Here is a 20684-nt window from a genome sequence, read left to right on the forward strand (position 1 = left end):
ACTTCCTTGCGACTTCTTTTTGCCGGTAGCCCCGAGGTAGCTGTTCCGAGTCTCGACGCATTGTTGGCGAGCGATCACGACGTCGTCGGGGTTCTCACCCGCACGGATTCCGCGCAAGGGCGCCGTCGAGTGATGACGCCGACGCCGGTCGCGGCGAGAGCTGAGCATGAGGGCATCGACGTTATTCGGGCGAACCGTCTCGATGACAGTGCACGCGCCGCCATCGCTGACCTCAATGTCGACCTTGGTGTGATCGTGGCGTACGGCGGCCTGGTCCCGGCGAATGTTCTCACCATTCCGCGCCTCGGCTGGATCAACCTCCATTTTTCACTCTTGCCCCAGTGGCGCGGCGCTGCCCCCGTTCAACGCGCCATTATGGCCGGCGATACGGTTTCTGGTGCCGCAGTTTTTCAACTCGTTGAGAAGCTCGATGCTGGCGATATTTTTGCGACCCTGACGGCGCCGATTGGCGCTCAACAGACTGCTGGCGCCCTGCTGCAGCAGCTCTCGCTTTCCGGCGCAGCACTGCTCGAAAAAGTGGTGAACTCTCTCGCCGATGGCAGCGCTCAGGCAGTGCCGCAGTCCGGCGAGATCTCCTTGGCGCCCAAGCTTTTGCTGGATGACGGTCGTATTGATTGGTCTCAGCCGGCACAGACTGTCCACAATCAGATCCGCGGTGTCACTCCCGAGCCAGGTGCCTCAACCCAGGTCGACGGCAAGCGCCTGAAAGTTCTCGAAGCTGCAATCGCGCGGGAGACGCCTGCTCTGCCTACGGGACGCATAGAGTTTGTGGGCAAGAAGGTGTTTGTCGGAACCGCCACCCAACCGATCGAGCTGCTCAGGGTGCATCCTGAGGGCCGCAATGCAATGGATGCCGCAGCCTGGTGGCGCGGCCTGAATTCAGAATCAGAGGTGGTGGCTTCATGAGCTACGCACAGTCAGCCCGTCGAGTCGCGCTTGACGTCATCATGGCCGTGCGCGAGTCGGATGCGTACGCCAACCTTCTCCTTCCCGTTCACATTGAACGCGCGAAGCTATCGAGCGCAGATGCCGGTCTCGCGACCGAATTGACCTATGGCACGCTGCGAATGCAGGGCTACTACGATGCTGTCATCGCTCAGGCTGCTGGCCGTGCTGTCGCCAAGATTGATCCGCCAGTGCTTGACGTGTTGCGATTGGCAACACACCAGCTGTTGTCGATGAGGGTGCCTTCGCATGCTGCCGTCGATGAATCTGTGCGTTTGGCAAAGACCATCGGCTCGCGTTCTGCGGTCGGCTTCGTGAATGCAGTGCTGCGGGCGATAACGAAGCACGATGCCGACGTGTGGCGCGAGCGCGTTATTGGTGCCGCAAGCTCCGGTGAAGAGGCCCTCGCTGTGTCGTATTCTCACCCGCTTTGGGTTACTCGAGCATTTCGGCAGGTGCTGGTTGCCGAGGGCCGGGAGGCTGAGCTTGAAGGGCTGCTCGCGGCCGATAACGTTCCGGCGCGGGTCTCGGTTGCGGCGTTGCCAGGATTCTCCACGGTTGCCGACATCGGTGTCACCCCGACGGAGTATTCACCGGTTGGTGGCACACTGCGCGAGGGTGACCCGGCCAAGAATGCCGCGATCGCCGCCGGTCGCGCCAGGGTCCAAGACGAAGGATCGCAGATCGCGGCTCTCGCTCTTAGCCGGGTACGCCCGATTGTGCCGGGGGAGTCTTGGCTCGATATGTGTGCTGGTCCTGGCGGAAAAGCTGCGCTGCTCGCAGCAGAGGCGCTCGAGGGTGGTGCTGTGCTCACCGCTAACGAACTTGTGCCTGCTCGCGCGAAGCTCGTGCGCAATGCTCTCGCCGTGTTCGATGCCCCTCCCGTCGTGTGGGAGAAAGACGGTATTGAGATCGGGGAGGAACATCCTGAGCAATTCGACCGCATCCTGCTCGATGCGCCCTGTACGGGTCTTGGAGCCTTGCGTCGTCGGCCTGAGGCACGCTGGCGCAAGCAGCCTGGTGATGTCGCCCAGTTGGGCGCTATCCAAACGGCCCTGCTCCAGTCTGCTCTCAAGGCGCTGAAGCCCGGTGGGGTGCTGGCCTATGTCACGTGCTCGCCGCACGCCGCTGAAACCAAGGCGATTGTCGGCTCTGTTTTGCGCAAGGCAGAGGGAATCACCAAGATGGATACTCCTGCTGTGGTGCAGAGTTTCACGAAGGACACCCTCGATTTGCCTGAGGCCACTCACGTTCAATTGTGGCCGCACCGCCACGGTACAGACGCCATGTTCATTCAGCTCCTCGAAAAAGCCGACTCCTAGAGAGGTTCACGCTATGTCAGTGCGAATTAACCCCAGCATTCTCGCGGCCGATTTCGTTAATCTTGAACGCGACATTGCGAAGATTTCGAATGCCGATTTCGTGCACGTCGACATCATGGATAACCATTTCGTTCCTAACTTGACGTTCGGTCTCCAAATGACGGAACGCATCCAGCAGGTTTCAGAGATTCCACTTGATGTGCATTTGATGATCAGTGACCCTGACCGCTGGGCGCCTGACTATGCCGATCTCGGCGCGTTCGGGGTCACCTTCCATGCCGAAGCTGCAGCGGATGCCGTTGCACTAGCCCGCACCCTTCGGTCGCAGGGCGCCCGGGCAGGCATCGCGGTCAAGCCGGGTACGCCCATTGAGCCGTATCTTGAGCTGCTCGAAGAGTTCGATCAGGTCTTGGTGATGACAGTGGAGCCTGGTTTCGGCGGCCAGAGCTTTAGGGAAGAAACGATGCCGAAGCTCCAGAAATTGCGGGAGCTTGTCGACAAACGTGGCCTCGATGTGTGGCTTGAGGTCGACGGCGGTGTTGATGAACGCACAATCGAGATCGCCGCTGCCGCCGGTGCAGATACGTTCGTTGCTGGATCGTCGGTGTATCGCGGAGATGATCCTTCGTTGCGAGTCTCTGAGCTTCGGGAACGCGCAAGCGCTCACCGTCATTAGCAACTGCTTACAGCGAACACGAGCACTTTGAGAGCGTGAGGTCACGACGCAACCGCGGCGGTCTGGTTGACTAGTGACATGAGTGAATCAGGAAAATCTAAGCCAGAGGTCGAGTTCTATGAGGGCGAAGCGCCTACTGAGCTCGTCGTTATCGACATCGTAGAAGGAACCGGCGCCGAAGCATCCGCGGGCTCGACCGTAGACGTGCACTACTTGGGCGTCGACTTCGAGACTCTCGAAGAATTCGATTCTTCATGGAGTCGTGGCGAGTCCATCAACTTTCCGCTCACGTCGCTCATCAGCGGCTGGCAAGAGGGAATTCCCGGCATGAAGGTTGGCGGCCGTCGTCAGCTCATCTGCCCGCCGCACCTCGCCTACGGCCCCGCCGGCGGAGGACATCAGCTCTCCGGACGCACCCTGACCTTCGTGATCGACCTTCTCGGCACGAACTAGTCACCACCCGTTCGACGTCACGCGGCAAGGGACCGCCCTCCGGGGCGGTACCCTTGACGTGTGAAAGACTTTGACGCACTTTTTGCAGAGCTCAGCCGCAAAGCGGTTGACCGTCCGGCCGACTCTGGCTCGGTTGCCCTCTTGGATGCCGGTGTGCATTCGATCGGCAAGAAGATTGTGGAAGAAGCTGCCGAGGTGTGGATGGCAGCCGAGTACCAATCTGACGAAGAGACTGCAGACGAAATCTCTCAACTGATCTACCACCTTCAGGTTCTGATGGTTGCCAAAGGGCTCAGCCCTGAGGACGTGTGGCGACATCTGTGATGTGTCTACGCCCACTTTTCGCACCAATTGACTGAGAGAAACCATGTTAAGAGTTGCAGTGCCCAACAAGGGTTCACTGAGTGAAATCGCTTCAGAAATGCTGTACGAAGCAGGCTATGTCGGACGCCGCGATCCACGCGCGCTGAATGTCCGTGATGAGCGCAATGGCGTCGAGTTCTTCTATCTCCGCCCACGCGATATCGCGACCTATGTAGGTTCAGGGGCGCTCGACGTCGGAATCACCGGCCGCGACTTGCTGCTGGATTCTGGCTCTGCGGCATCCGAGATCGCCAGCCTTGATTTCGGCGCGTCGACGTTCCGTTTCGCTGGCGAACCAGGCCGGTATACGGAGCTTTCTGATCTCAATGGAGTGCGCGTCGCCACGAGCTATGCCGGTCTCGTCGGTGCCTTTTTGGAGCGCAATGGGGTCAAGGCAGAACTGATAAGCCTCGATGGTGCGGTCGAGTCCGCGATTCGACTTGGCGTGGCGGATGCCGTGGCCGATGTCGTTTCGACAGGATCGACACTTCGGGCACAGGGGCTTGAGATCTTTGGGCCTGTCATTCTCGACTCCACGGCCGTGCTGATCAGTTCAGGTCAGGATGTCAGCGGCGGCGCAACCTTGAAGCGTCGTTTACAGGGCGTGCTCGTTGCTCGCCAGTATGTGCTCATTGACTACGACGTTCCTGTCGCGTTTCTCGAGGCGGCAACGAAGGTCACTCCCGGGATCGAGAGCCCGACCGTCTCGCCGTTGCAGGATCCGGCGTGGGTCGCTGTGCGTTCGATGGTTCGCCGGGTGGACACCAACCACGTCATGGACGCCCTGTACGAAGTCGGGGCGCGGGCAATCTTGGTCAGCGCTATTCACGCCGCGAGGATTTAGTCATGGCTGTCGCCGTTCGGGTCATTCCGTGCCTCGATGTTGCCGATGGTCGAGTGGTCAAAGGGGTGAATTTCAAGGATCTCCGCGATGCCGGTGATCCCGTGTCTCTTGCCCGTTTGTACTACGAACAGGGTGCAGACGAAGTCACGTTCCTCGATGTCACAGCGACCGTCGAAGGCCGCGCGACAATGTATGAGGTTGTGCGATCCGCAGCCGAACAGATTTTCATTCCGCTGACGGTTGGCGGGGGAGTTCGGGCACCGGACGACGTATCAAAATTGCTCGCCAACGGCGCGGACAAGGTTGGTGTTAACAGTGCTGCTATCGCCCGCCCTGAGCTCATCGATGACATCGCCCACCGCTTTGGAGCTCAGGTGCTTGTGCTGAGTCTCGACATCAAACGCCGCGGTGATGGATGGATCGTGACAACCCACGGTGGCCGCACGGAGACTGACCGCGATGCCCTCGACTGGGCTCGCGAAGTGATGGAGCGTGGAGCTGGGGAGCTTCTCGTTAATTCAATTGACGCGGATGGAACCAAACAGGGCTTCGACCTCGAACTGGTTTCGGCCATCAGCGAGTTTGCAACGGTCCCGGTTATCGCGAGCGGCGGCGCTGGCGCGGTCGAACACTTTGCTCCCGCATTCGCGGCCGGCGCAGACGCTGTGCTTGCCGCATCCGTTTTCCACAGTCGCCAGCTCACGGTCGGCGATGTCAAAGAGTCACTTCGAGGTCATGGATTGGTTACACGATGAGCGACGAACTCACCCCGGCCACCGCGTCAGAGGTTCTTGAACGGGCTCAGTTTGCCGCCGACGGTTTGCTGCCGGCGATTATTCAGCAGTGGGATACCAAAGAAGTGCTGATGCTGGGCTACATGAACGCTGAAGCGCTCACACGTACACTCACCGAAGGTCGAGTGACCTTCTATAGCCGTAGTCGGCAAGAGTTGTGGCGCAAGGGCGACACCAGCGGTCACCGTCAGTACGTGCGCACTGCTGCTCTTGACTGCGACCGGGATGCACTCCTGGTTGGTGTCGAGCAGGTGGGTCCAGCGTGCCACACCGGTGCGCACTCCTGTTTCGACGTCGATCCGCTAGCTCCTCACCAGGGGTTTTCCGATGACTAACAGCACAGATCACGCGGAGTTTCAGCGTCTTGTCGGGGAGGGCAATCGTGTCGTTCCCGTCATCCGCCAAATTTTTGCGGATGGGGAGACTCCCGTCGGCGTGTATCGCAAGCTGGCGCAGGCAAAGCCAGGGACATTCTTGTTGGAGTCTGCCGGTCAAGGCGGAATCTGGTCACGTTTTTCGTTCGTCGGTGTCGCTAGCTTCGGGGTACTGACGCAACATGAGGGCAGCGTCGAGTGGATCGACTACGGCCTTTCCCGGGAGCGTGTGCTCGGCAGCGACTGCCCGAACGCGCCATTGGAAGCTTTGGCGCACCTCAACGAGCGCTGGAAGACACCGCGAGTTTCTGGCCACCCGCCGCTCACCGGCGGCCTGGTGGGTTTCATCGGCTGGGAGGCTGTGCGGGAACTCGAGAATCTTCCGGATGCCCCACCGGCAGACTTTGATGTTCCTAGCCAGGCACTCAGTTTCGTTTCTGATCTTGTCGTGCTCGATCATCGCACTGGCACTGTGTTGCTGATCTCGAGCGCGCTGAATGATGGTGTCGTCGACGAGTCGACCATGTGGGCTGAAACTCAGTCGCGCCTGGATGTCCTCCAAGCCGGGCTCGCCCGTCCGACTGATGCCTACCTTGCTGAAGTCGATATCGAGACCGAGCCAGCTCCGATTGCCCGCACAACGCCTGAGCAGTACGCGCAGTCCATCGCTCGCTCGAAAGAGTTCATTCGCGAGGGCGACGTTTTCCAAGTCGTCATCTCGCAACGCTTTGATCATGAGCTCAGCGCGAGCGCACTCGATGTCTATCGGGTTCTTCGCACACTCAACCCGTCGCCGTACATGTATTTGCTTTCGCTGGTGGATGTTGACGGTCGGCCTTATTCGATTGTGGGGGCGAGCCCGGAGGCGCTCGTCAAAGTGTCGCAAAAGCGGGTTCATATGCATCCGATCGCGGGATCGCGTCCCCGTGGAGCGGACACAGAACATGATCGTGAACTCGCAGAGGAACTCCTCGCCGATACCAAAGAGCGCGCCGAGCACCTCATGCTCGTCGACTTGGCTCGTAACGACCTCTTGAAAGTGTGTACCCCAGGCACTGTCGCGGTCACTGAGTTCATGCAGGTTGAGCGTTTTAGCCACATTATGCACTTGGTTTCCTCCGTTGAAGGTGACCTCTTGCCGAGTGCCACCGCGGTGGATGTGTTCCGTGCCACCTTCCCGGCTGGCACCCTCTCCGGCGCGCCGAAGCCCCGTGCCCTCGAGATCATCGATGAACTTGAGCCAGCTCAACGCGGCGTTTATGGGGGAGTTGTTGGATACTTCGACTTCGCTGGCGACGCCGATCTGGCCATCGCGATTCGCACTGTCACGATCGTTGATGGGATGGCGCGCGTGCAGGCCGGTGCTGGTCTGGTTGCGGATTCCGACCCGGCCGCAGAACATCAAGAGGCACAGAACAAGGCAGCAGCGCCGTTGCGCGCTGTTGCGGTTGCCAATGCGATGCGGCAGCTGACGTCATGATTGTGAAACGCTCTCGACCAATCGTGCTTGCTGGGCTCGTCCTTCTGGGGGCAGGGGTGATGTTGTCGTGGACTCAGCCCTGGTTCACCATCAGCTTGACCGATGGTGCGATTGTCGAGGTGCTCGGGAGCGACGCGGCAGGGTCGCTTGCCGCCCTTGCCCTCGCAGTGTTTGCGCTCGTTGCTGCCCTGAGCCTTTCATCGCTCGTCGTGCGGAGAGTGCTCGGTGTTCTCGCTGCCATTGTTGGCGGCGCTATTGTTGCTGTCGTTGTGGCGGCGACGGCAGATCCTGTGCTCGCGTCCGGGGAGTTGATAACTCAAGCTACGGGTATCAGCGGCTCCGATTCGCTGCCTGGACTGGTCGTTGCCGTTAACGCGAGCGGGTGGTCGGTTCTCGCTCTTGTCGCGGGAGCGCTCTTACTCGTTCTCGGTCTCTTCGCCACCTTTTCGGCGCATCACTGGCCGCGCGCAACCAAGAAGTACGACCGCGAAACCGCTATCGTTGCGGACGATCCTGCTTCGCAGTGGGACGCCCAAAGCAGAGGAATTGATCCAACCGCCGGTTGAGTGGCACAACCGTGCGCCTTACTCCCGCTAGAATTTAGGATCAGCAAAGAATGGAGCCTGATGAGTACTGATACTGACCCCGGCCACGGAAATTCGCCGGCGGCATGGACTGCCGTTGTCATCATGTTGGTCGCGTTCACAATCGGAACCTTCGCGTTTTGGTTCGTTATACCGTGGCTCGTTTTTGCGTCGGCCGGACTGGTCGTCGTTGGTCTCGTAGTTGGCCAAGTGCTGAAAAAGCTTGGCTATGGCGTCGGTGGCGACAAGCTCACCGTAAAGTCTCACAACTAGAGTGCTCTCCGATTTAGTCGACGGCGCGCTCGAAGATGCCGCCGTCCGTCGTGAATCCGTCAGCCTCGCTGCGGTAGAGCGCGCTGCTTCAGCAGCCGTTCCTGCATTGGATGCTCTCGATGCGTTGTCGCCACGAGAGCGCGTTCACATCATTGCTGAAATCAAGCGGTCAAGTCCCTCGCGCGGCGCGCTTGCTGAAATAGGCGATCCTGCGTCCCTGGCGTTGTCGTATCAAACCGGCGGCGCGAGCGCGATTAGTGTGCTGACTGAACAGCGACGATTCGGCGGTTCGCTTGACGATCTCATCACGGTGAAGTCGGTCGTGCGTGTTCCGGTGCTGCGTAAAGACTTCGTTGCCGAGCCCTATCAGGTGTTTGAGGCTCGTGCAGCAGGTGCCGACCTTGTGCTGCTCATTGTGGCGGCCCTCGATCAGCGCACCCTCTCGACCCTCTATAACTTGATCGTTGAACTAGGCATGACTCCGTTGGTCGAGACTCACTCGGCTGACGAGGTCACGCGCGCCTTGGATGTTGGGGCGAGTTTGGTCGGCGTGAATGCGCGCAACCTGAGCACCTTCGAACTCGACCAGAACTTATTCGGTGAACTGGCGGATCAGATTCCGAGCGGCGTAATTCGTATTGCTGAGTCTGCAGTGAAATCTGCTGCGGATGTCGCCCACTATCGAAAAGCAGGTGCAGATGTGGTTCTCGTCGGAGAAGCACTCGTCACTGGCGACCCGATTGCCACCCTGCAAGACTTTTTGGACTGTTAATGCTGAGAGATGAATTAGGCCCCTACTTTGGAGAATTTGGCGGACGTTTCGTTCCCGAATCCCTGATCGCCGCTCTCGATGAGCTCGATGCCGCGTACAACGAGGCAAAGAACGATCCTTCCTTCCAAGAGGAACTCGCCGAGCTTCATGCCAGCTACACCGGCCGACCCTCGATCATTACCGAGGTGCCTCGTTTTGCGGAGCACGCTGGTGGCGCCCGGGTCATCTTGAAGCGTGAAGACCTCAACCACACTGGCTCTCACAAGATCAATAACGTGCTCGGTCAGGCCTTGCTTGCTCGTCGCCTCGGAAAGACCAGGTTGATTGCTGAGACGGGCGCAGGTCAACATGGCGTTGCTACCGCAACTGCCGCAGCGCTTTTTGGCATGTCGTGTGTCGTTTACATGGGCGAAGTCGATACCGAGCGCCAGGCCCTGAACGTCGCGCGGATGCGCCTCCTCGGCGCTGAAGTGATTCCCGTTACTGCGGGTTCCCGCACGCTTAAAGATGCGATTAACGAAGCCTTGCGCGACTGGGTCGCCAACGTCGAAGACACCCACTATCTGTTGGGAACCGTTGCGGGGCCTCATCCGTTCCCGGTCATGGTTCGCGACTTCCACAAGGTTATTGGTGATGAGGCGCGCGAGCAGGTTGTCGAACTCACCGGGGCACTTCCGACCGCTGTTGTGGCATGTGTTGGAGGCGGCAGCAACGCTATGGGAATTTTCCACGCGTTCCTCGACGACGCGGATGTTGCGCTCTACGGCTACGAGGCTGCGGGGGAAGGTCACCTGACCGAACGTCACGCAGCAACTCTCACCCGGGGGCGTCCTGGAGTGCTTCATGGAGCACGGAGCTACATGCTGCAGGACGAAGACGGCCAGACCGTCGAATCTCACTCGATTTCAGCGGGGCTCGATTATCCGGGTGTTGGTCCGGAGCACTCGTGGCTAAAAGACATCGGTCGTGCAAACTATTTGCCAATTACCGATGCTGAAGCGATGAACGCCCTACGCCTGCTGAGCAGAACCGAGGGAATCATTCCCGCAATCGAATCAGCTCATGCCCTGGCCGGTGCCCTCGATCTCGGAAAACAGCTTGGTCCAGATTCAGTAATTTTGGTCAACCTCAGTGGCCGCGGCGACAAAGACATGGAAACTGCCGCAGCGTACTTTGACCTCATCGATGCCGCCGCCGATGCGTCAGCCGCTGAGTCTGCCGCGAAGCCGGTTTCGGAGGAGAAGTAATGAGCGTTGTAGAACAGACGATCGCCCAGGCCAATCGTGATCGCGCCGGTGCGCTTATCGGCTATCTTCCTGTTGGTTTTCCCACCATCGCCGACAGTATTGATGCGGCGGTTGCTCTCGCCGAAAATGGTGTTGACGTCATCGAACTCGGGTTGCCGTACTCCGATCCCGTCATGGATGGCCCTGCCATTCAGAAGGCCACCCAACAGGCACTCGCTAACGGATTTCGGCTCCAAGACGGATTTGATGCGGTGGCGGCAATTACGTCGCGTGTCTCGACGCCCGTGATGTTGATGAGCTATTGGAACCCCATAATGCAGTTCGGCGTCGATCGTTTCGCCGATGAGCTCACGGCTGCTGGGGGAGCAGGAATTATTACGCCCGACCTCGTCAGCGATGAGGCCGCGGAGTGGATTTCTGCCTCTCAACGCACCGGACTAGACCGGGTGTTCTTGGCGGCACCATCATCGAGTGATGCGCGATTAGTGCGTGCCGTCGAAGCGAGTACTGGTTTCGTCTATGCGGTTTCCACCATGGGAATCACTGGCGCACGATCCGATGTCGATACTGCCGCGAAGACGCTTGTTGCTCGCCTCCGCGACGCCGGCTCGACCAGCGCGTGTGTTGGCCTTGGCATTTCTACTTCCGACCAGGTCCGTGAAGTTCTTAGCTACGCCGACGGTGCAATCGTTGGCTCTGTTTTCGTTAGCGCGCTGGCAACCGGTGGTGTGAGCGCAGTGGCAAAAACTGCAGCGTCACTTTCGACCGGTACGCTTGCGTAGTCGCAGTCCAGAAAGGTGACCGTTTTGTCATTTGTGCCCTTAAGTATTCCGAGCCCGCCAGAGTCGTGGTCGACGCTCGTGACCTTCCCCTTTGGGCAATGGTTCAGCAACATTGGTCTTGATTTCGGCGGCACGGTCGTCATCCATACTTACGCGATCTGCATTCTTCTTGGCATCATTGGCGCGACATGGTTGACCTCGCGTCGCTTGACCCGTCACGGGGCTGAGCCCGGAGTCGTGCTCGACGTCATCATTTGGGCTGTTCCTCTCGGCCTTGTCGGCGCACGTTTGTACCACGTGTTTACTCACCCAGGCGATTACTTCTATGAGGGCGCGGACCCCTGGGAAATCATTCGGATCTGGAACGGCGGCAACGCTATCTTCGGGTCTCTGATTGGTGGCGCTGTTGGTGCGTACATCGGTGCTCGCCTCACCGGCATCCGTTTCTGGAGCTTCGCGGATGCTCTGGCTCCCGCCATGCTTCTCGCTCAAGCGGTCGGTCGTCTCGGTAACTACTTCAACCACGAGCTTTTCGGACAACCAACTGCCTTGCCGTGGGGTCTTGAGGTAGAGGCCGGAAACTCGGCGATCCCCGTCGGATTGCCTGTTGACACTCTGTTCCACCCGACTTTTCTTTACGAAATGATCTGGAACGTCGTCGGCATCGTCTTTTTGCTCACGATGGAGCGCCAGTACGGTTTCGTGAAGAAGCACGTGGTTGGTCTCAACCTCCCCGTGTTCACCGCTACGGGACCAATCCGGCTGCAGTGGGGCAAGGTGTGGGCGCTCTACATGATTTGGTACGGCATTGGCCGCGCCTGGTTTGAGTCGATTCGAATTGACCCGAGTGAGGTCTTGCTCGGATTGCGGGTTAACGTCTGGGGCGCGATCTTCACGGTGCTGCTCGGAGTCATCTTGTTCGTTGTTCAATCTCGTCGCCATGCCGGTGTCGAGAAGACCGCATACGTCGATGATCACGTCTGGACCGCCGATGGTGTTGTAAACTCCGATGAAACCTATTCTGAGCACGACATAGTCGGCAACGATGCCGAGGAGAATTCTCCCGTCACTGCTTCACAGTAGTCCGCCACAAGCGGCCGCTCCCTCAGGCCTGAAACAGGTTCTGATTTTACCTCTGGGCCATTGAAGTCCCTCTCCGCACCAGATAAACGTGAGGACGGTACAGCATGGCTGTTACCCCACCCTTTGAACGCTTCGGATCAATTCCTGCTGCAACCGGAATGTACGACCCGTCCAATGAGAAAGATGCTTGTGGCCTCGCCATGGTCGCGACGCTGCGTGGTACGCCCGGGCACGATATCATTGCGACAGCGCTTGAGGCCTTGCGCAACCTAGAGCACCGCGGCGCAGTGGGTTCTGATGCTGGTACCGGTGACGGTGCGGGGATCATGACGCAGATTCCTGATGCATTCTTCCGAGATGTCGTAGATTTCGAGCTGCCAAGCGACGGCCGCTATGCGGTCGGCAATGTATTCCTGCCTCTCGACATCGTGGCGCGCCACGATGTTAAGGCGGGCATCGAGAAGCTCGCGGCAGAAGAGGATCTCACCGTCTTGGGCTGGCGTGTTGTGCCGATCCAGCCTGACGAGTTGGGAGCTCTTGCGCGAGGAGCAATGCCCGCTATTGAGCAGCTGTTCCTCCAGTCGAAGCGAATCGACTTGAAGGGCACGCTCCGCGGCATCCACCTTGATCGCCAGACTTACCGTCTGCGCAAGCGTGCCGAACGAGACTTGCACGTCTATTTCCCGTCGCTCTCGTGCCGCACCATCACTTACAAGGGCATGGTGACGACGCTTCAGCTTGAGCCGTTCTATCCCGATCTTTCGGATGAGCGCTTTGCCTCCAAGCTCGCGCTTGTACACTCTCGCTATTCGACGAATACGTTCCCGTCATGGCCGCTGGCACAGCCTTTCCGTATGGCTGCTCACAACGGTGAGATCAACACGGTGCAGGGCAATCGAAACTGGATGCGCGCCCGCCAGTCACAACTCGAGTCTGCTGTCTTCGGAGATATCAAAGACATCCTTCCCGTCAACACTCCAGGCGCAAGCGACTCGGCGTCGTTCGATGAGGTCGTCGAGCTGCTCAACCTCGCAGGGCGCCCGCTACCGCACGCGATGATGATGATGGTTCCCGAGGCGTATGAGAACCAGGTCGATACCGACCCTCGTCGCCGCGCATTTTACGAGTACCACTCAATGTTGATGGAACCGTGGGACGGCCCAGCCGCGCTCGTTTTCACCGATGGTTCGCTCGTCGGGGCTACTCTCGACCGCAATGGTCTGCGCCCCGGACGCTATCTTGTTACCGATGACGGTCTCGTGGTGCTCGCCAGCGAAATTGGTGTATTCGATGTTGAACCGACCAAGGTGGTCCGTAAGGGCCGTCTTCGTCCGGGAAAAATGTTCTTGGTAGATACCGCAGCGGGGCGTCTGATCGAAGACGACGAGATCAAGGCCGAACTTGCGGCGTCGCGGCCATGGGCCGAGTGGCTCGAGAGCGGTCGGATTGCGCTCGAAGAGCTGCCAGAGCGTGAACACATTGTGCACACGCCTGCGTCGGTCACCCGTCGTCAGCGTACCTTTGGCTACACCGAGGAAGAAGTACGCATCCTGATCGAGCCGATGTCTCGACTGGGCGCAGAGCCGCTCGGCGCGATGGGCTCAGACACGCCGATTGCGGTGCTGTCCGATCGTCCTCGTCTACTCTTCGATTACTTCACGCAACAGTTCGCGCAGGTCACTAACCCGCCCCTTGACTCCATCCGTGAGGCCGTAGTTACGTCGATGCGTTTGGGAGTTGGCCCGCAGCGCAACCTTTTGACGGCAACACCGGAGCATGCCAAGCAGGTAGCGCTTCCGTTCCCGGTAATCGATAACGATGAGTTGGCGAAAATTCAGCACATTGAGCCGCATCCTGGCTCTCGGCTCGCGAAGACCATCAAGGGTCTTTACCGTGTTGACGCAGGCCCTTCCGCAATGGAAGCGCGTTTGGACGCAATGTGTGTCGAGGCTGACGAGGCGATTGCTTCTGGCGCGGAGTTCATTGTGCTTTCGGATCGTGACTCCAACAAGGACCTCGCGCCGATCCCGTCGTTGTTGATGCTGGCAACAGTTCATCACTATCTCATTCGCCAACAGGAGCGAATGAAGGTCGGCCTAATCGTCGAGGCAGGCGACGTTCGTGAAGTGCATCACGTTGCGCTTTTGGTCGGCTATGGTGCCTCGGCGATCAACCCCTATTTGGCGATGGAGACCGCTGAAGAGCTCGTGCGCAATGGCACGATTACGGACGTGAGCCCGGAGAAGGCCGTTCGTAACCTCATCACCGCGCTCGGCAAGGGTGTGCTGAAGATCATGTCGAAGATGGGCATCTCCGTAGTGAGCTCATACGCGGGCGCTCAGGCCTTCGAAGCGGTGGGACTTTCTCAGGCATTCGTTGATCTGTACTTCACGGGAACGAAGAGCATTCTTGGTGGCATTGGTCTCGATGTAATTGCTCAGGAGAATGCAGCCCGTCACATGGCTGCGTATCCCGAAGACCGTGCCCCTACGGTTCACGAACGGCTCAATACCGGGGGCGAGTACCAATGGCGCCGCGACGGTCCGCCACACCTGTTTAACCCTGAAACCGTGTTCAAGTTGCAGCACGCAACGCGAACCCGCCGTTACGACATTTTCCGCGAATACACGTCGAAGGTTGACGAACAAGCGGAAAGCTTGATGACTCTTCGCGGTCTTTTTGCCTTCAATACCGAGGGCCGCACCGCGGTACCGATTGATGAGGTCGAGTCCGTCGCCAGTATTGTCAAGCGTTTTAGCACTGGGGCGATGAGCTATGGCTCGATAAGCAAAGAGGCGCATGAGACTCTCGCAATTGCGATGAACCAGCTAGGTGCCCGTTCGAACACCGGTGAAGGTGGCGAAGACGTTGAGCGCTTGCTCGACCCCTCGCGTCGGAGTTCCATCAAGCAAGTCGCCTCCGGTCGCTTCGGGGTCACGAGTATGTACCTGACGCACGCGGATGACATTCAAATCAAGATGGCTCAGGGTGCGAAGCCTGGCGAGGGTGGCCAGCTGCCCGCAAGCAAGGTCTATCCCTGGATCGCGCGCACTCGCCACGGCACGCCAGGTGTTGGACTTATTTCGCCACCTCCGCACCATGACATCTATTCCATTGAAGACCTCAAGCAATTGATCTTTGACCTCAAGCGTTCGAACCCGTCAGCGCGAGTGCACGTCAAGCTCGTGAGTCAAAAAGGTATCGGTGCCGTTGCTGCCGGCGTTACGAAGGCGAAGGCCGATGTTGTGCTGGTCTCCGGCCACGACGGTGGCACGGGTGCAAGTCCGCTTAACTCGCTCAAGCATGCGGGAACGCCATGGGAAATCGGACTGGCCGAAACCCAGCAGACTCTCATGCTCAACGGTATGCGCGACCGCGTAACTGTTCAGGTTGACGGACAGATGAAGACGGGCCGTGACGTGATCATCGGCGCGCTCCTGGGTGCAGAGGAGTACGGGTTCGCTACAGCGCCACTCGTCGTTTCTGGCTGCATCTTGATGAGGGTGTGTCATCTCGATACCTGTCCGGTTGGTGTTGCCACTCAGAACCCGGAATTGCGTGAACGCTTCACGGGTAAGCCAGAGTTCATCGTCAATTTCTTTGAGTTCCTCGCTCAAGAAGTGCGCGAGTACTTGGCTGAACTGGGATTCCGCAGCCTTCAGGATGCGATCGGTCACAGCGAGCTTCTCAACACAAATCGGGCGATTTCGCACTGGAAGTCCGACGGACTCGATCTCTCGCCGGTGTTCGAGGGGCCGCAGTTTGCGGACGACGAGCCTCGCACCCAGTCGGTGGCTCAAGACCATGAGCTCGACGAGCATTTCGATCAGAAGCTCATCTCCTTGAGCCAAGAAGCCCTCACGAACAAGACTCCCGTGAAGATCGATCTGCCGATTCGCAACACGGACCGTGCAGTCGGAACAATGCTGGGGCACGAAGTTACTCGTCGACATGGCGAGCACGGACTTCCCGCTGACACGATAGCGATCACCTTGCACGGCTCGGCTGGCCAATCACTCGGTGCATTTGTTCCTGCCGGAATTTCGTTGAAGCTTTACGGTGATAGCAATGACTACGTCGGCAAGGGACTTTCGGGCGGTTCTGTCGTCGTGCGGCCCGATCTCACAAGTACCTTCGCGGCGGAGCAGAACGTGATCGCGGGAAACGTGATCGGCTATGGCGCGACTAGTGGCAGCATCTTCATTCGTGGCAAGGTCGGCGAACGTTTCATGGTGCGCAACTCTGGTGCTACTGCAGTTGCTGAAGGTGTCGGCGACCACGCTCTCGAATACATGACTGGCGGTCTGGTGCTTGTACTCGGCGCAACAGGTCGCAACCTCGGTGCCGGCATGTCCGGCGGAACCGCGTACATTCATCAGTTGCGTGAAGAACGCGTTAATGGCGACTCGCTGAGCTCAGGAGAATTGGTGCTGAGCGGGCTCGGCAGCGCCGACAGCGAAATCGTAAAAGATCTTCTCGAGCGCCATTTCGAAGAGACTGGGTCGGTTGTTGCCGAGCGAATGCTCACCGACATGGATGCCACGGCAGCCCAGTTCACGAAGGTCACGCCGCGCGACTACGCGGCAGTGATTCAGACTCGAGCAACCGCACTGGCCGAGGGACTTGACCCCGATGGGGACGTCACCTGGGCACGAATCAAGGAGGTAACCGGTGGCTGATCCCAAGGGATTCCTCAAGGTACAAGAGCGCGAGCTTCCGAAGCGCCGTCCAGTCAGTCTGCGACTGATGGATTTCAAAGAAGTTTACGAACAACAAGAATCTGGGCAACTGGCTCGTCAGGCTGGTCGCTGCATGGATTGTGGCGTGCCGTTCTGCCATCAAGGCTGCCCGCTCGGCAACTTGATCCCGGAATGGAACGACCTCATGCGCCGCGGAGAGGGCGCCGAGGCCATCGAACGGCTTCATGCAACGAACAACTTCCCTGAGTTCACCGGACGGCTGTGCCCAGCGCCGTGCGAAAGTTCATGCGTTCTGGGAATCAATCAGCCGGCTGTCACCATTAAGCAGATCGAAGTCTCGATCATTGATCAGGCGTTCGCTGACGGAAACGTGACACCGCATCCCCCCGGACGTTTGACAGGAAAGACTGTGGCCGTCGTCGGCTCTGGCCCTGCGGGTTTGGCCGCTGCTCAGCAATTGACGCGAGCGGGTCACACCGTTGCGGTGTTTGAACGTGAAGACCGCATTGGTGGATTGCTCCGCTACGGCATCCCTGACTTCAAAATGGAGAAGCGCCACATTGAGTTGCGGCTCGCTCAGATGCAGGCGGAAGGAACTCGGTTCCGCGCCGGCGTGACCATTGGCGTCGATATTTCGTGGAACGATCTGCGTTCACGCTATGACGCAGTGGTCATCGCCACTGGTTCCACTGTTCCGCGCGATCTGCCCGTCCCCGGGCGCGACTCACTCGGCGTGCACTACGCCATGGAGTACCTTGTTCAGTCGAACAAGGCTGTTGCTGGCGATACCGTCAGCGAACAAGTCACAGCGGAAGGCAAGCACGTCGTCGTTCTTGGCGGTGGCGATACCGGCGCTGACTGCATCGGTACGGCACATCGTCAAGGTGCGCTCTCGGTCACCAACCTTGCAATTGGCGTTCAGCCGCCGGCGGAGCGACCCGAACACCAGCCGTGGCCCCTTACTGCGACCCTGTTTGAAGTGTCGAGCGCCCATGAAGAGGGCGGCGAACGTCTTTACTTGGCATCGACCGTCGAATTCGTGACCAATGCTGTTGGCGAAGTTCGTGCGATCAAGGTCGCAGAGACTGAGTTCGTCGATGGTCGGCGAGTTCCGAAAGAGGGAACCGAGCGCGAAATCGCCGCTGACCTCGTTCTTCTCGCCCTCGGATTTACCGGCCCTGAGACCGATTCCCTCAGCAAGCAATTGCCCTTGGCCTCAGATGATCGCGGCAATCTCACTCGAGATGCTGACTACCAGAGTGACACCCCTGGCGTTTACGTCGTCGGAGATGCCGGTCGGGGTCAGTCGTTGATCGTGTGGGCCATTGCGGAAGGCAGGGCTGCGGCATCCGCCGTTGATCGCTACCTTGAAGGGGAGACGCAACTGCCATTCCCCGTTTCGCCAAGCGATCGTGGCATGACCATCTAGCTGTTCCACCACCACTAACACCACCACCACCCGTTCAACCACCACTGAATTGTCAAAGGAAGTTATGAGACGCGCAAAAATCGTCGCGACACTCGGCCCGGCTACGTCGAGCTACGAGAACATCAGAGCAATCATCGATGCAGGTGTCGATGTCGCTCGTATGAACCTCAGCCATGGAACCTATGCGGTTCACGAAGAGGTGTACGCAAACGTGCGTCGCGCCGCGGAGGATGCTGGCCGCGCAGTTGCTGTGATGGTCGACCTTCAAGGTCCCAAGATCCGTCTCGGCAAGTTCGAAGACGGCCCCTATGACCTCGCCGTTGGTGACATCTTCAAGATCACCACGGATGACATCATCGGCAACCGCGAAATCTGTGGGACCACGTTCAAGGGCCTTCCTCAGGATGTTGCTCCCGGGGACTTCTTGCTCATCGATGACGGCAAGGTGAAGGTCAAAGTTGTCAGTTCGACCGACACTGTTGTGACAACAGAGGTTATCGTTGCCGGCGCCGTGTCGAACAACAAGGGCATCAACCTGCCGGGTGTTGCGGTGAATGTTCCTGCACTTTCGGAAAAGGACGAAGATGACCTGCGTTGGGGGCTCAAGCTCGGTGCCGACCTCATCGCTCTCTCGTTCGTTCGTAATGCAGATGACATTGTTCGCGTTCACGAAATCATGGATGAAGAGGGCCGTCGTGTCCCCGTTATCGCCAAGATCGAGAAGCCGCAGGCGGTCGACCACCTCGAGGCGATTATTGATGCCTTCGATTCGATCATGGTTGCCCGCGGTGACTTGGGCGTAGAACTGCCACTCGAGGCCGTTCCGATCGTGCAGAAGCGCACTGTTGAATTGGCTCGTCGTATGGCGAAGCCTGTCATCGTGGCAACCCAGATGCTCGAGTCGATGATTTCTAGCCCCGTTCCCACACGAGCGGAAACCTCGGACGTTGCGAACGCGATTTTGGATGGTGCTGACGCCGTCATGCTGAGCGGTGAGACCAGCGTGGGGGAGTACCCCGTGATTACTGTTCAGACTATGGCCAAGATTGTTGAGTCCACCGAAGAGCACGGCCTCGACCGCATTGCCGAGCTGGGTACGACACCGAAGACTCAGGGTGGTGCAATCACTCTTGCAGCGGCTGACGTCGCCGCGTTCGTCGAGGCGAAGTACGTGTGCGTTTTCACTGAGTCTGGTGACTCGGCTCGTCGTATGTCACGATTGCGCTTCCGCATCCCCATGAAGGCGTTCACGCCGAACCCAGAAATTCAGCGACGGATGGCTCTCATCTGGGGAATCGAGTCCTTCGTGGTGGATCGGGTTACTCACACCGATGAGATGTACCGCCAGGTCGACGAAGTCTTGCTTGAGCAGAAATTGGCTGAAGTTGGCGACAAGGTCGTCGTAATCTCTGGTTCCCCTCCCGGAATCGCAGGATCAACTAACGACCTCCGGGTTCACATTATCGGTGACGCCATTAATGCCAAGGCCCCGGTCTGGGTGAAGTAACAACACTGGTGTGCGCAGTAGTGCCGGCGTCGAACCTTCGGGTTCGTGACCGGCACTACTGCGTTAACGAAGGATTGCCGCCGGCCGCAACGGTCGGGTTCCGAGAGACTAGTTGATGAGGATGTCGAGCGGAGCAGCGATGGCTTCAAGCACTGCGAGGTCGCTTCGAGCCGTCTGGAGCAGAGAGCCAGGAACGAATTCATTCACAGGTCCATGAGCGACGAGCCGAGCGATGAATCCTTGCCATGTGACGCCTCCGCCGAGGTCTCCGTCCAGCCAAAAGCTGCGGCGCCGTGCTCCCAGAATTTCGGCCGGGCCGATCGTGACGGCACGGGGTGGCACGTTTGACCAGTCGCCGGCAAAAGAGGTGAGTGCATTTTGGGCGACGGTGAGCGGGTGAAGGTCGACAAGGCGTGAGCTCGCGGCGCGGTAAGCACTGAGGTCTCCGGCGAACTCTTGTCCGAGTTGAGGCTCCCAGAAGGCAATGTGTCCGTTCCAGCCGATACCGCCAAAGCAGGCATCGGCGCCTCCGAGGTCGGCGATTCGGTTGCCGTAGTCCGCGATTGTGGCCGAAGTGGGAAAGTTGATTTGATGATCCGGCGGCAGAAGTTCGGCGTCTATTCGCGCGAAAAACTGCGAACGGAGTGCGAACTGGAACGAGCCCTCCCACGACCCCGGGGCGCTCTCGCCCAACTCGTTCGCCCATTCGTCCATGGCGAAGAAAGTGACGTCTTTCAGAGAGATTCGCTGCTCGTTGATGATTCGTGCGGCGGCGTGATACTGCGGCATGGGGCCGGCAGGAACGATAAGTACTGGTCTTCTCCCTTCGTTGAGCGCGTCAAGGATGGTGGCAACGATGTCATTGGCGAACGCCTCGTAGAGGCTTTGCCGGTTGTCGTGCACCGAGATCTGAAAGTCTGGGTTGTCGTGCTTGACGAAATTCTCGCGGTCGATAGCTCGCACACGCTTGAGCGCGACGTCGTCAGCGAATTCAAGAAATGGCGCTGGGTTGAACGAGAAGTCGGTCACGGGAGC

General features: G+C 58.9%; 19 protein-coding genes. 18 read left to right on the forward strand and 1 reads right to left on the reverse strand.

Annotated elements, in window-relative coordinates:
- The first annotated feature begins 6 nt into the window (after positions 1 to 6).
- From fmt to pyk, 18 genes are all read left to right on the forward strand, one after another.
- Positions 7 to 927: a methionyl-tRNA formyltransferase gene (fmt, locus tag FFT87_RS09305; protein ID WP_219950774.1), complete on the forward strand. Its 921-nt coding sequence runs from the start codon at positions 7 to 9 to the stop codon at positions 925 to 927.
- Positions 924 to 2288: an RsmB/NOP family class I SAM-dependent RNA methyltransferase gene (locus tag FFT87_RS09310; protein ID WP_219948467.1), complete on the forward strand. Its 1365-nt coding sequence runs from the start codon at positions 924 to 926 to the stop codon at positions 2286 to 2288. The genes fmt and FFT87_RS09310 overlap by 4 nt, the downstream gene beginning before the upstream one ends.
- Before the next feature lie 13 nt (positions 2289 to 2301).
- Complete coding sequence (gene rpe / locus FFT87_RS09315; RefSeq protein ID WP_219948468.1) at positions 2302 to 2964, forward strand: ribulose-phosphate 3-epimerase; 663 nt, start codon at positions 2302 to 2304, stop codon at positions 2962 to 2964.
- A gap of 78 nt (positions 2965 to 3042) precedes the next feature.
- Positions 3043 to 3417, forward strand: a complete 375-nt coding sequence (locus FFT87_RS09320) for an FKBP-type peptidyl-prolyl cis-trans isomerase (RefSeq protein ID WP_219948469.1) — start codon at positions 3043 to 3045, stop codon at positions 3415 to 3417.
- A gap of 60 nt (positions 3418 to 3477) precedes the next feature.
- A complete protein-coding gene (locus FFT87_RS09325) occupies positions 3478 to 3741 on the forward strand; it encodes a phosphoribosyl-ATP diphosphatase (protein ID WP_219948470.1) in 264 nt (87 codons plus the stop codon).
- A gap of 43 nt (positions 3742 to 3784) precedes the next feature.
- The gene (gene hisG, locus FFT87_RS09330) at positions 3785 to 4624 is read left to right on the forward strand and encodes an ATP phosphoribosyltransferase (RefSeq protein ID WP_219948471.1); all 840 of its coding nucleotides are present in this window, start codon (positions 3785 to 3787) and stop codon (positions 4622 to 4624) included.
- A 2-nt stretch (positions 4625 to 4626) separates the two neighbouring features.
- Entirely contained in the window at positions 4627 to 5379 is a 753-nt protein-coding gene (hisF, locus tag FFT87_RS09335) for an imidazole glycerol phosphate synthase subunit HisF (protein WP_219948472.1), read from the forward strand.
- On the forward strand, positions 5376 to 5753 hold the full coding sequence (gene hisI, locus FFT87_RS09340) for a phosphoribosyl-AMP cyclohydrolase (protein ID WP_219948473.1): 378 nt from the start codon (positions 5376 to 5378) through the stop codon (positions 5751 to 5753). The genes hisF and hisI overlap by 4 nt, the downstream gene beginning before the upstream one ends.
- Entirely contained in the window at positions 5746 to 7272 is a 1527-nt protein-coding gene (locus FFT87_RS09345) for an anthranilate synthase component I (RefSeq protein WP_219948474.1), read from the forward strand. The genes hisI and FFT87_RS09345 overlap by 8 nt, the downstream gene beginning before the upstream one ends.
- Positions 7269 to 7838, forward strand: coding sequence for a Trp biosynthesis-associated membrane protein (locus FFT87_RS09350; RefSeq protein ID WP_219948475.1), 570 nt, complete (start codon positions 7269 to 7271; stop codon positions 7836 to 7838). The genes FFT87_RS09345 and FFT87_RS09350 overlap by 4 nt, the downstream gene beginning before the upstream one ends.
- Before the next feature lie 60 nt (positions 7839 to 7898).
- Complete coding sequence (locus FFT87_RS09355; protein WP_219948476.1) at positions 7899 to 8129, forward strand: DUF6704 family protein; 231 nt, start codon at positions 7899 to 7901, stop codon at positions 8127 to 8129.
- A 1-nt stretch (position 8130) separates the two neighbouring features.
- Entirely contained in the window at positions 8131 to 8901 is a 771-nt protein-coding gene (gene trpC / locus FFT87_RS09360; RefSeq protein ID WP_219948477.1) for an indole-3-glycerol phosphate synthase TrpC, read from the forward strand.
- Positions 8901 to 10148: a tryptophan synthase subunit beta gene (trpB, locus tag FFT87_RS09365; RefSeq protein WP_219948478.1), complete on the forward strand. Its 1248-nt coding sequence runs from the start codon at positions 8901 to 8903 to the stop codon at positions 10146 to 10148. Before trpC ends, trpB begins: the two co-directional genes overlap by 1 nt.
- Complete coding sequence (gene trpA / locus FFT87_RS09370; RefSeq protein WP_219948479.1) at positions 10148 to 10930, forward strand: tryptophan synthase subunit alpha; 783 nt, start codon at positions 10148 to 10150, stop codon at positions 10928 to 10930. Before trpB ends, trpA begins: the two co-directional genes overlap by 1 nt.
- Before the next feature lie 33 nt (positions 10931 to 10963).
- Positions 10964 to 12013: a prolipoprotein diacylglyceryl transferase gene (gene lgt / locus FFT87_RS09375; RefSeq protein WP_219950775.1), complete on the forward strand. Its 1050-nt coding sequence runs from the start codon at positions 10964 to 10966 to the stop codon at positions 12011 to 12013.
- A gap of 104 nt (positions 12014 to 12117) precedes the next feature.
- Positions 12118 to 16692, forward strand: a complete 4575-nt coding sequence (gene gltB, locus FFT87_RS09380; protein WP_219948480.1) for a glutamate synthase large subunit — start codon at positions 12118 to 12120, stop codon at positions 16690 to 16692.
- Positions 16685 to 18142 carry a glutamate synthase subunit beta gene (locus FFT87_RS09385; protein WP_219948481.1) on the forward strand — a complete coding sequence of 486 codons (1458 nt, stop codon included), beginning with the start codon at positions 16685 to 16687 and terminating at the stop codon, positions 18140 to 18142. The genes gltB and FFT87_RS09385 overlap by 8 nt, the downstream gene beginning before the upstream one ends.
- Positions 18143 to 18206: 64 nt before the next feature.
- Positions 18207 to 19649, forward strand: coding sequence for a pyruvate kinase (pyk, locus tag FFT87_RS09390; protein WP_219948482.1), 1443 nt, complete (start codon positions 18207 to 18209; stop codon positions 19647 to 19649).
- 108 nt (positions 19650 to 19757) lie between these two features.
- On the opposite strand, the gene FFT87_RS09395 is transcribed toward pyk, so the two are convergent.
- Positions 19758 to 20678 carry a hypothetical protein gene (locus tag FFT87_RS09395; RefSeq protein ID WP_219948483.1) on the reverse strand — a complete coding sequence of 307 codons (921 nt, stop codon included), beginning with the start codon at positions 20676 to 20678 and terminating at the stop codon, positions 19758 to 19760.
- Positions 20679 to 20684: the final 6 nt, after the last annotated feature.

Source organism: Salinibacterium sp. M195 (genome assembly GCF_019443965.1).
GTDB lineage: Bacteria > Actinomycetota > Actinomycetes > Actinomycetales > Microbacteriaceae > Rhodoglobus.

What these genes read in the sequence shown, in the direction of transcription:
- FFT87_RS09310 (WP_219948467.1), top strand. Translation starts at nt 924, where the DNA reads ATGAGCTACGCACAGTCAGCCCGTCGAGTCGCGCTTGACGTCATCATG.
- rpe (WP_219948468.1), top strand. Translation starts at nt 2,302, where the DNA reads ATGTCAGTGCGAATTAACCCCAGCATTCTCGCGGCCGATTTCGTTAAT.
- FFT87_RS09320 (WP_219948469.1), top strand. Translation starts at nt 3,043, where the DNA reads ATGAGTGAATCAGGAAAATCTAAGCCAGAGGTCGAGTTCTATGAGGGC.
- hisG (WP_219948471.1), top strand. Translation starts at nt 3,785, where the DNA reads ATGTTAAGAGTTGCAGTGCCCAACAAGGGTTCACTGAGTGAAATCGCT.
- hisF (WP_219948472.1), top strand. Translation starts at nt 4,627, where the DNA reads ATGGCTGTCGCCGTTCGGGTCATTCCGTGCCTCGATGTTGCCGATGGT.
- hisI (WP_219948473.1), top strand. Translation starts at nt 5,376, where the DNA reads ATGAGCGACGAACTCACCCCGGCCACCGCGTCAGAGGTTCTTGAACGG.
- FFT87_RS09345 (WP_219948474.1), top strand. Translation starts at nt 5,746, where the DNA reads ATGACTAACAGCACAGATCACGCGGAGTTTCAGCGTCTTGTCGGGGAG.
- FFT87_RS09350 (WP_219948475.1), top strand. Translation starts at nt 7,269, where the DNA reads ATGATTGTGAAACGCTCTCGACCAATCGTGCTTGCTGGGCTCGTCCTT.
- FFT87_RS09355 (WP_219948476.1), top strand. Translation starts at nt 7,899, where the DNA reads ATGAGTACTGATACTGACCCCGGCCACGGAAATTCGCCGGCGGCATGG.
- trpB (WP_219948478.1), top strand. Translation starts at nt 8,901, where the DNA reads ATGCTGAGAGATGAATTAGGCCCCTACTTTGGAGAATTTGGCGGACGT.
- trpA (WP_219948479.1), top strand. Translation starts at nt 10,148, where the DNA reads ATGAGCGTTGTAGAACAGACGATCGCCCAGGCCAATCGTGATCGCGCC.
- gltB (WP_219948480.1), top strand. Translation starts at nt 12,118, where the DNA reads ATGGCTGTTACCCCACCCTTTGAACGCTTCGGATCAATTCCTGCTGCA.
- pyk (WP_219948482.1), top strand. Translation starts at nt 18,207, where the DNA reads ATGAGACGCGCAAAAATCGTCGCGACACTCGGCCCGGCTACGTCGAGC.